We start from the raw sequence: 9,964 nt of genomic DNA, 5'->3' as shown, positions 1-9,964 counted from the left end.
TTACTGATGTGTTTTTTAGATCAACAGCAGCGCACCGAGGTCTAAACTGAGTGCATCGGCGGCAGCGTCAGATGTGTATAAGGGACTGATTGATCTTTTTAATATTATGACTAACGGCACTATGATCTTTCATACCAAAATAGTTTGCAATTTGTGGCATTGAGTTTGTTGTAAGCATCTTTGCAAGATATATGATGATTCGTCTTGCTTCTACGATATTCGTAACTCTTGATTTGCTTTTTATATCACTTTGTTTGATATTTAGTTCTTTACTAACTATTTCAACAATAGTATCGAAATTTATATTTTCACGTTTTTCTTTGATTAGATCTTTTAATATACTTTTTGCAAGATCAAGTGTGATCTCTTCTTTCATAAGAGTTTTAAATACGTTTAAATTTATTATAGCTCCCTCGATCTCACGGATATTATCTCCCATGTTTGTAGCTATGTAGTTTATAACCTCCTTATTTAGATCGATTTTATCAAATTCGCATTTTTTGATGATGATGGCTATCTTTGTATCAAGTTCAGGTGGCGTAATATCAGCCATAAAAGCCTTATCAAATCTTGAAATCATCCTATCTTCAAAGCCTTTTAGTGTCTTTGGAGGTCTATCTGAAGTCATAACTATTTGACCATTTTTTGCTAAAAGTTCATTATATGTGTTGAAAAATTCCTCTTGGATTTTATCAGTTTTACCAAGAAACTGCACATCGTCTATTAGTAAAACATCGCAGTTTCTATATTTTTCACGAAATTTTGGCATTGAGTGATTATTTATGTGACTGGTAAAATCTATCATAAATTGTTCGCTAGTTACACAAATAACGGTTTTTCCTTTATTTAGGCAGTGATTTCCGACTGACTGGAGTAAGTGAGTCTTGCCAAGTCCTGTAGTGCCATATATAAAAAGTGGATTATAAAGTACGCCAGGTTTTTCAGCGGCTGCTTTTGCACTTAAAAATGCGTATTGATTTGACGCTCCACAGACAAAATTTTCAAATGTGTAGCTTGGATTTAAAATGCTACTTTGTGTTTTTATTTGCTTAACATTTATTTGATTTTGTTTTGATGTCTTGCTACTTTTAGTAGATGAAATTTCTATATTTGGTTTTATGCCTGTTCTAACTTCATATAGATGAGCGATTTTATCAGCATATCTTGTATTTATAAATTTAGCCATCAACTCATTTGGTGCAGTAAATACGATAATATGATCGTCTGAAGCCTTTTCGTTAAATTTTAATTGCTTGATATAACTTTGGTATTCTTCAGGTGAAATTTGTGTTGAAAGATTTTCTAAAATTTCGTCTGCTATCAAATTTTTATGCCTTAAATTTCGAGAATTTTTATAGTGATACTATCTTAATTTTAATAAAACCTTTGTTAAACTCTGACAAACTTTTTCACATCGTGAAAAAGTCGTGAAAAAGTATTGAAAAGATAGTGATGAAAATTTTAGGAATCGACCCAGGCACGAAGAATTGTGGTTATGCAATACTTGAAAAAAATAAATTTAAAACTATTCTTCTTGAAGCAGGACTCATAAAAATAAAACCAAATACACTTCAATATCAAATTACCGAGCTTTGCGAGGGACTCGACTTGATTTTTAAAAATCATAAATTTGACGAGATCGCGATCGAAAATATATTTTTTGCTTATAATCCAAAAACGGTTTTAAAGCTTGCTCAGTTTCGAGGGGCACTTAGCCTTAAAATTTTACAGCTTCATGGTGATTTTGCCGAGTATACACCTCTTCAGGTGAAAAAGACGGTCACTGGCAAGGCTAAAGCTGATAAAGAGCAAGTGGCATTTATGGTGAAGAAAATTTTAGGAATAAATAAAGAGATAAAACCGCTTGATATCACCGATGCGATCGCGATCGCACTAACTCACGCAAATAATTTAAGAATAAGCTAAATTTGATAGGAAAAAGATGGCGATAGTAAAAGCATTACTAATTGGCGAGGTAAAAAACTATGGCTCGCAAAGTGCAACTGATAAGTTAAATACACCATGGAGTTCAGCTATATTTAAAGTAGCTCAAAATGGTGAAATTTTTGCAAATGAACTTGGCTTTGAGGGTGATAGTGTCGCTGATACAAAGCACCATGGCGGCCCTGAAAAGGCAGTTTTTGCAAATTCATTTGCAAATTACGCCGATTGGGAGAGTTTTTTAGGATTAAAAAATATGGCTTATGGAGCTATGGGTGAGAATTTATGCATTGATGGACTCGATGAGAGTAATGTCTGTATAGGTGATATACATAAAATCGGCTCACTAATCCTTCAAGTATCGCAGCCTAGAAAGCCTTGCTTTAAGCTCTCAAAAAGATGGGGCAATGAAAATATGGCTACTCACATCTTTGAAACTGGTCTTACTGGCTGGTATTACCGCGTCATAACACCAGGATCGTGCAAAGTGGGCGACGTGATAGAAGTTATAGAAAAAGATCCAGTTCATATGAGCATTTTAGAGATAAACAGGCTCTTTTACGCTCCAAATGAAAATTTAAATTTACTAGAGAAATTTAACTCTCTTACCACTCTTCCAAAAAGTTGGTATAGTGACATGGAAAGACGTATTCAAGGTATTTATAGTACAGAATATATGAGAAATTTATAATAGTAAGTAAAATTTTTATTATTTTAATACCCACAAACATTCAAATATTACAAGGCTTATGTGAAATTTTGCATGAGCCTTTAAATTTTAAACATTTTTTACGCTAGAATTACCAAAAATTTAAAGGAGAAGATATGCCATTACTTGATAGTTTTTGTGTAGATCATGTAAAAATGCAAGCCCCAGGAGTAAGACTAGCAAAAAGTATGAAAACGCCAAAGGGTGATGATATCAGTGTTTTTGACTTGAGATTTTGCAAGCCAAATGAAGAAATTTTGCCAGAAAAGGGCACTCACACTTTAGAGCACCTTTTTGCTGGCTTTATGAGAAACCATCTAAACGGCAATGGAGTAGAGATCATCGACATCTCACCGATGGGCTGTAGAACTGGCTTTTATATGAGTGTGATTGGCACACCTAGCGAAGAAGCCGTAAAAGAGGCATGGCTTGCTTCTATGAAAGATATCTTAGAGGTCAAAGACCAAGATAAAATTCCAGAGCTAAATAAATTTCAATGTGGTACTTACAAGATGCACTCACTTGATGAAGCACACGCCATAGCAAAGAAAATTTTAGATCACGGCTTAGTCATCATAAACAACGATGAGATCAAGCTTGACGTTGATGCTATGGGACTAAAAAAGCACTGATTTGAAGCCAGTAAAACAAGAAAATCAAGCCTATCTAAAAGAGCAAATTTTAACCTATCTTGGTAATAAACGCTCTCTTTTAGGCTTTATAGATCTAGGCGTAAAATACGCAAAAGACGAGCTTAAAAAAGAGAAGCTTAGCTGCTGCGACCTCTTTAGTGGAAGCGGCGTGGTAGCTAGGTTTTTAAAACAAAATAGCGAATTTCTAGTTGCAAACGACTTGGAGTTTTACAGCTTTATCACAAACTCATGCTACTTGCAAAATGCCACAAATGAGCTAATAGATAAGATAAATTTCTGGCAAAAAAGACTTGAAAAAGAGATAGAAAACAACCTTTCTGAGGGCTTTATAACAAGGCTTTATGCCCCGCAAGATGATGAAAATATAGCTTTTGGCGAGCGGGTCTTTTACACGAAAAAAAATGCCAAATTCATCGACACCGCAAGAAGGCTCATAGATGAGCTAATGCCAGAGGAGATGAGAAAATTTTTCATAGCTCCACTACTTTATAATGCAAGCGTACATGCAAATACAAGTGGAATTTTTAAAGGTTTTCATAAAAATAAAGATGGAGTTGGCCAGTTTGGCGGCAGGGGGCAAAATGCCATCTCAAGGATCACTTCTGATATAAATTTGACTAGGCCCATCTTTTCAAATTTTAGCGTGCCATTTGAGGTCTATCAAAAGGACGCAAATTTACTAGCAAAAGAGCTTGATGGGCTTGATCTAGTCTATCTTGATCCGCCTTATAATCAGCACCCATACGGCTCAAACTACTTCATGCTAAATCTCATCGCAAGCTACGAGGAACCAAGTAAAATTTCAAAGGTTTCAGGCATCGCAAAGGACTGGAACAGATCAGTTTTTAATAAAAAATCATCAGCAAGCGAGGCATTTTTCGAGCTGATAGCAAATTTAAAGGCAAAATTTGTACTCATTTCGTTTAACTCAGAGGGCTTTATTAATCAAGATGAATTTGATAAAAATTTAAAGCAGATGGGTAAGGTTCATCTACTTCGTCAAAAATACAATACCTACCGCGGCAGCAGAAATTTAAAAGCTAGAAACATCCACGTAGACGAACTTCTTTACGTTTTGAAAAAGTAAAATTAGCGTGCTCGTTTCATCACTTCTAAACCACAAATCGCACTAACGTAAATGTTAGTTTTGCTCATCTTCTGGCAAGCATTTTTCAAAGATAAATTTATGCTCTTCAGGTAAGACATCGTAGATGGCATTTGCTAAATTTCTTATCTCCCAAAGGGCTGATTTTGAGCTTCTTAAAGAGATGAAATTTTGCAAGCTTCTAGCATTTATACTCCATGTAAGCTCGGTTTTATAGCACTCTGGCAAGCAGTATTTGACTATATCAAGGCTTTTTGTAGTTGAGGCTAAAATTTCACGCAAATTTTCAAGCGCTTTTATGCTTGCGTTATCGACTAATTCGTCATTTGTTAGCACGATAAATTTAGCTGCACGCTCAAACTGCCCTACTTCAAATTTTTCCTCTTTTTTTAGCTCTTTTAGCGTGTAGCGGGTTGATTTGACGCTTAGACTTGCCAAGCGGTGACGAGCTAGCTCTTGAAGTAGCGCACGAGAGATGCCTTGGATGTAGAAGTTGTAGTAAAGATGCTCTAGCGTCGAGGCGTGTTTAAATTTATTGCCTACTCTATCTATTAGCTCAACATCTTTTTCGCCGCCGTTGTCGCCTTTATCAAAGCTTTGCCAGCATGTGCGGATAGCGTGAGAGCAAATATTTAGTGGAGTATGATTTAGTAGTGTTACTTGCATTTTTTCTCTTTTGTAAAATTTTTTAACATTTTACAAAAAGAAGGCTGATTTTATTTGTAAATTTAAAGCATAAATTTCAAAGGGAGACAAACGCTCCCTTTTGTAAAAGTCTTAGTTATTATTGTTTTAATTGAAGAAGTGTATTTAGCATCTCATCACTTGTTGTGATCGTTTTTGAGTTTGCTTGGAAACCTCTTTGGATAACAATAAGATCTGTTAGCGCACGGCTTAGATCGACGTTACTAGCTTCAAGTTTTGAAGCTGCGATTGTTCCTTTATCGCCTGTGCCAGCTGCACCGATGACTGCTTCACCTGAGTTTGCAGTTTGTGAAAAGACGTTTCCGCCCTCGCTTTGAAGACCTTCGTTGTTTGTAAAGGTAGCAAGTGCTACTTTAGCTAGGCCAAAGCTTTGGCCATTTGAAAATGAGCCTATTATCGTTCCGGTCTCATCTATTTTTATGCCGTTTAATGTGCCGCCTGTGTAGCCATCTTGCGAGATTGATTCAGTTGATGAGTCTTTATCAAAGCTTGTTAAGCCGTTAAAGTCAGTTCCAAGACCAAAATTTAGACTAATGTTTTGGCCACTTTGTGAGCCGTTGTTAGCTGAAAATGTTATCGTTGCTGGATGGAAACTTGCAAGTGAGCCATTTGCGTTAAATCTAGCTGTTCCAGTTATAACATTATCTGGACCCTGACCTGAATAGTTTATCTTAGCTGGTTCTGGCACTTGGATGATCATGCTCCACTCTGTACCACCATCTGTTGTAGTACCCGTTTTTGCCCATTTGATACTAACTGTGTGTTTTGAGCCAAGTGAGTCAAAAATTTCTGCCGTTGAGCCGTGGCTTGACATCATCATCTTTCCACTTGCTCTTAGTGCTTGACCTGGACTTAATGCACCATCAAGTGCTTTCATGATAGTTGTAAGTCTAACATTTTCATTTACTGCCGCATTATTTGTGCCTTGAGCTGGCTTTGTAAGACCAGTTGTTGTCATATAAAGTGCATGATCCGCTACTTCATTTGATGGGTTTTCTAGTTGAAATTGACCTAGTTTATTTACAGTGATCTTTGTGCCATCATTTAAATCATCAGCAAGTTCTTTAAGTGCTGCGATACCAGCTGCGTGTTTTGCATCCGGAGTACCAGTTGCAGCGTTATAAGCATTATTATAAGCTGTTTGGCATGTTGCATCAGCTATAGCTGCTCCACCAGTACCCGGAGTTGTATTATGAGCTTCTGTTGCTTTTTTTATAGCATTAGGTACAGCTAAGTTTGCTCTTATTTGACCGTCTCCATTGTAGTCAATGTAACTCCTTGCATCTTTTTGCATAGCAGCACGAAGATCTTCTGTTGTAGTTACTTGTCTTTCTTTTGCATCATTATATTCGTGAACCGCTGTTGTTTGTGAGCTCGTATAGACATATTGATAAGCTGTGATAATATCTCGATTTTTTAAACCGGCATCTTCCGTCAGCGGTACTCCCATTGCTCTCGTTGCTGCTACTAATTCATCACCAGCATTGACAGTTAAGTGAATATTTTTTGTCTCTTTTGTAGTACCTGAATTATTTCTATTTATAAGTGTTAGTTTATTACCTTCTGAAATTTCAGCTCTAACACCAGTTTTATTGTACTGAGCGTTGATAGCAGCTGCAACATCACTTATATTTGTTACATCTCCAGTTATATTTACACCATTTAATGTTATATTTAATTTTTTTGCAATTCCATTAGTAAGTGAACCAACATTATTTGGTGACTTGCTACCTATAGTAAATTTTTCAGTTTTAGCATTTGCATAGCTCACCCAGATGCCTTGTCCATCTCTTAACGCAAGACCATTTCCAAGCTCATCAAATGTAACACCAAGATCTACACCACGCTCTGTTAAGCTTTGTTCTTTTCTTGAGTTTGTATAAAACTGATCATTATTTACATCATTTTCATTGTGGACTTCGTTTGGATCTAAAATCCCGTCATTGTTATAGTCACGTCCGCCAGCAACCGAGTCTAGTGAATAAATAGGAGTGCTTCTTTGGTCGATGGTGTTGCCTGAGTCAAGGTTGCCTTTTATCTTTACTTCTGTTGTGGCTCTTGCTGGAGTTGTAAGACCCTCTTTGATCACGATATTTTTTATCGGTCCAGTTGAGTCGATAGTGCCAGTCTCTTCATCTCTTGTCCAGCCTTGAACGATATAGCCGCTGTTGTTCACAAAATTTCCAGCTTTATCACGGACAAAGTCACCATTTCTTGTATAGTATCTTGTAGTTCCACCATCTGGAGATACGACGAAGAAACCATTTCCTTGAAGTGCGAGGTCTGTTTGCTTATCAGTAGATGTCAGTGTGCCTTGTGAGAAAATTCTCGTAGTTGAGTTTATAGTCGTTCCTAGACCTATTTGCATAGCATTTTGACCGCCTAGCTGACCTTGTGGAGCAGTAGCGACTCTTGGAGTTTGGCTTAGTATATCAGCAAAATTTGCACGGTTGTATTTATAACCATAGGTATTAACGTTTGCGATATTGTTGCCTTCTACGTCCATGGCTATCTGGTGGGCTTGTAGGCCTGAAACACCAGACCAAAGTGATCTCATCATTGACTTATCCTTTTTGCATTTTAAATTTTTATATTTTTCAAAAGCAAAAGATGTTCCAAAATTTATATTGATAAAAAGTAGAAGAAATAAAAAGAATTTTGGCGTAATTAACGCCAAAATTTATCCAAGTATCATAGCTCCAACGATACCACCGATGATAAGTGGGATATTGAAAAATACAAATGTAGGCACACAAGTATCATATATGTGGTTGTGCTCACCATCAGCATTTAGACCACTTGTTGGCCCAAGTGTGCTATCACTTGCAGGACTTCCAGCATCTCCTAGAGCCGCAGCTATACCAACTAACAAGATGATGGCTGGTACGCCAAAGCCAAGACTAAGGCAAAGCGGCACGTAGATAGAGGCTAAGATAGGTATCGTGCCAAAGCTAGTGCCTATGCCCATCGTGACTAAAAGACCGATAAGAAGCATCAAAAATGCTCCGCCTATCTTGCCGCCAGATACCAAGCTAGCGTATTTTACTAGCTCATCAATACCGCCACTCTCTCTTAAAATAGTGCCATAACCTGCAGCAACTAGCATGATAAAAGCGATAAATCCCATCATAGCAAGGCCGTTATCCATGATCTTATCTACTTTTTTGTATTCGATACCACCAAAAACAACCATGACCAAAAGTCCAAGTAGTGCGCCAAGAGGTAGCAGCTCAGTATAAATTTGCACACCAAAAGCCACAACTGCACCAGCTAAAACCGCCCACTCTTTTTTAGTCATCTCAAGGCTTTTTGCGCGCTCGATCTCATCAAGCTCTTCTTTTTCAAATTTTGAAGTTTTATAAGCTCTTTTCTTGCCGTAAAAAAGTATAGCGAGGATAAGTCCGATAAGCATAGAAGCGCCGCCTATCCACATAACAGAAGAGATATCAGAAATAGATGTGGTTATGCCGTTATTTGCTAGCTCTTTTTTTAAGATATTGTGAAAAAGCAGACCAAAGCCAACGCTAAGGCTTACATAAGGCGCTTGAAGACCAAATGTCAAAGCACAAGCTACTGCACGTCTATCTATTCCCATTTTGTTCATAATAGCAAGAAGTGGTGGAATCAAAATAGGTATAAAAGCTATGTGAACTGGGATTAAATTTTGAGATAAGCACGCTATAAATGCAACAGTTAGTATAAAAATCACTTTATTTGAGCTAAGGAATTTACTCAAAGCATTTATCAAGATAGCAGTTAAATTTGTATTTGCGATGGCAGCTGCTAGAGCACCAAGTAAAATATAACTAAGTGATGTCTCAAGATTGCCTTGCATACCGCTTATGAGGCTTTGTGTAGTCTCTTTTAGGGCTGTAAAGAGGCTATTTATCCCATCTACAATGCCACTTTCAAATCCACTAAATCCATGCTTATACATTACTCCCGCAACAAGAGCAGAGATAAGGATAGAAAGCAAAATGTTAAAACGTAATAGACAAAGTATCGTCATTACCAAAATGCTAAAAACAACAGGATTAAATATAAGCATGAGCGTCCTTTTTGTGAGTGTTGAGAGATTATACAAATGTGTGGCTTATTAAATTTTAAAAAGAGTGGCTTAAGTGGGCTTGTGTTAAGATTTTGAGTAAATTTTAAAAGGAAAAAACGATGGATTTAGAGAAAATTTATAAAGAGGCTGGGGCGTATTTAGAGGGACATTTTTTACTAAGCAGTGGCAATCACTCGCAGTTTTATCTTCAAAGTGCAAAGGTGCTTGAAGACCCAGCTTTGGCTGGAAAGCTAGCTGGTGAGCTTGCCCGTGTGATAGAGAAATTTGACATTAAATTTGATAGCGTTTGCTCGCCTGCACTTGGAGGAATTTTAGCTGGCTATGAGCTTGCACGTGCGGCAAAGAAGCGTTTTATCTTTACAGAGCGAGTTGATAGAGTGATGAGCTTAAGGCGTGGCTTTGAAGTGAAAAAAGGCGAGAAATTTATCATTTGTGAAGATATCATCACGACCGGTGGATCAGCACTTGAAGCAGCACGTGTGATAGAGAGCCTTGGCGGTGAGGTGGTTGGCTTTGCAGCACTTGCGAACCGTGGCTTTTGTAAGGTTGTAAATTTAGACAATGAAGCTAAGCCAAATGCAAAACTGCCAAGCGATAAGCCATTTTTTGCTTTAGGAAATTTTGAGTTTGAAATTTATGAGCCTGAGCATTGCCCGCTTTGTAAGAGCGGTAGCAAAGCGATCAAACCTGGAAGCAGAGGCAACTAAAATTTATACTATAAATATAGCTATCTTTCTTTTTTAAAATTGATCGATAGCTAAAATTTTTAGAAAATCCAAAAT

Annotated in this window: 9 protein-coding genes; 5 read left to right on the top strand and 4 right to left on the bottom strand. The window is 37.2% G+C overall.

The annotated features are described in order from the left end of the window. Positions 1-67: 67 nt before the first annotated feature. On the bottom strand, positions 68-1,324 hold the full coding sequence (gene dnaA, locus CVS92_RS07890) for a chromosomal replication initiator protein DnaA (RefSeq protein WP_107789075.1): 1,257 nt from the start codon (positions 1,322-1,324) through the stop codon (positions 68-70). A gap of 122 nt (positions 1,325-1,446) precedes the next feature. Here dnaA and ruvC point away from each other — a divergent pair, with 122 nt between their 5' ends. From ruvC to CVS92_RS07870, 4 genes are all read left to right on the top strand, one after another. After that, complete coding sequence (ruvC, locus tag CVS92_RS07885) at positions 1,447-1,926, top strand: crossover junction endodeoxyribonuclease RuvC (RefSeq protein ID WP_199906423.1); 480 nt, start codon at positions 1,447-1,449, stop codon at positions 1,924-1,926. Between the two features lie 16 nt (positions 1,927-1,942). Next, positions 1,943-2,632, top strand: a complete 690-nt coding sequence (locus CVS92_RS07880; RefSeq protein WP_107789073.1) for an MOSC domain-containing protein — start codon at positions 1,943-1,945, stop codon at positions 2,630-2,632. A 134-nt stretch (positions 2,633-2,766) separates the two neighbouring features. Next, positions 2,767-3,282: an S-ribosylhomocysteine lyase gene (gene luxS, locus CVS92_RS07875; RefSeq protein WP_107789072.1), complete on the top strand. Its 516-nt coding sequence runs from the start codon at positions 2,767-2,769 to the stop codon at positions 3,280-3,282. Between the two features lies 1 nt (position 3,283). Continuing rightward, positions 3,284-4,390 carry a DNA adenine methylase gene (locus CVS92_RS07870; protein WP_107789071.1) on the top strand — a complete coding sequence of 369 codons (1,107 nt, stop codon included), beginning with the start codon at positions 3,284-3,286 and terminating at the stop codon, positions 4,388-4,390. A gap of 54 nt (positions 4,391-4,444) precedes the next feature. Here the strand turns inward: CVS92_RS07870 and thyX are convergent, their stop codons facing one another. The 3 genes from thyX to CVS92_RS07855 form a co-directional block, all read right to left on the bottom strand. Beyond that, positions 4,445-5,074: an FAD-dependent thymidylate synthase gene (thyX, locus tag CVS92_RS07865; RefSeq protein WP_107789070.1), complete on the bottom strand. Its 630-nt coding sequence runs from the start codon at positions 5,072-5,074 to the stop codon at positions 4,445-4,447. A 118-nt stretch (positions 5,075-5,192) separates the two neighbouring features. Beyond that, positions 5,193-7,673, bottom strand: a complete 2,481-nt coding sequence (gene flgE, locus CVS92_RS07860; RefSeq protein ID WP_107789076.1) for a flagellar hook protein FlgE — start codon at positions 7,671-7,673, stop codon at positions 5,193-5,195. Positions 7,674-7,793: 120 nt separating this feature from the next. Continuing rightward, positions 7,794-9,161 carry a Na+/H+ antiporter NhaC family protein gene (locus CVS92_RS07855; RefSeq protein WP_107789069.1) on the bottom strand — a complete coding sequence of 456 codons (1,368 nt, stop codon included), beginning with the start codon at positions 9,159-9,161 and terminating at the stop codon, positions 7,794-7,796. Positions 9,162-9,280: 119 nt separating this feature from the next. Here CVS92_RS07855 and pyrE point away from each other — a divergent pair, with 119 nt between their 5' ends. Beyond that, entirely contained in the window at positions 9,281-9,889 is a 609-nt protein-coding gene (gene pyrE / locus CVS92_RS07850; protein WP_107789068.1) for an orotate phosphoribosyltransferase, read from the top strand. Positions 9,890-9,964: the final 75 nt, after the last annotated feature.

The organism is Campylobacter concisus, from assembly GCF_003048555.1.
Taxonomy (GTDB): Bacteria; Campylobacterota; Campylobacteria; order Campylobacterales; family Campylobacteraceae; genus Campylobacter_A; species Campylobacter_A concisus_AO.
The sequence above is the reverse complement of the archived record's forward strand: the minus strand, read 5'-3'. Positions and strand labels throughout refer to the sequence as shown.

Excerpts from the sequence above, each read along its gene's own strand:
- CVS92_RS07855 (WP_107789069.1), bottom strand. The coding sequence starts at position 9,161 with ATGCTTATATTTAATCCTGTTGTTTTTAGCATTTTGGTAATGACGATA.
- pyrE (WP_107789068.1), top strand. The coding sequence starts at position 9,281 with ATGGATTTAGAGAAAATTTATAAAGAGGCTGGGGCGTATTTAGAGGGA.
- thyX (WP_107789070.1), bottom strand. The coding sequence starts at position 5,074 with ATGCAAGTAACACTACTAAATCATACTCCACTAAATATTTGCTCTCAC.
- CVS92_RS07880 (WP_107789073.1), top strand. The coding sequence starts at position 1,943 with ATGGCGATAGTAAAAGCATTACTAATTGGCGAGGTAAAAAACTATGGC.
- flgE (WP_107789076.1), bottom strand. The coding sequence starts at position 7,673 with ATGATGAGATCACTTTGGTCTGGTGTTTCAGGCCTACAAGCCCACCAG.
- luxS (WP_107789072.1), top strand. The coding sequence starts at position 2,767 with ATGCCATTACTTGATAGTTTTTGTGTAGATCATGTAAAAATGCAAGCC.